Origin of the sequence: Bacillus sp. SIMBA_008 (genome assembly GCF_046535495.1) — a bacterium.
GTDB lineage: Bacteria > Bacillota > Bacilli > Bacillales > Bacillaceae > Bacillus > Bacillus subtilis.
Map to the genome: position 1 here is coordinate 1 of NZ_JAWRWL010001386.1, position 231 is coordinate 231.

The 231-nt window shown below is 61.0% G+C and carries 1 protein-coding gene; it reads left to right on the forward strand.

The genetic code is table 11. The features are described 5' to 3' along the window. Window positions 1–231: hypothetical protein (locus SB658_RS28005; protein ID WP_410603866.1), on the forward strand; the 231-nt coding region annotated here is incomplete at both ends.

Here is a 231-nt window from a genome sequence, read left to right on the forward strand (position 1 = left end):
GTGCCTTTCACCTTCAGCATCGCCGAAGGCGCAGCCGAGAACCTCGCCGAATCGCAGATCATCGACACCGTGAACCACGACGTGTTTGATGTCTCCGAGGCGAATCTCGACGACATCAGGGCCACGATCGGTGGCACCTATGCCGGTACGGCGATCACGGGCTCGGACTTCGACCTGACGATCGTTGACGGCGAACTCGTCTTCCAGTTCCTCGGCGGCGACCGTTTCGGT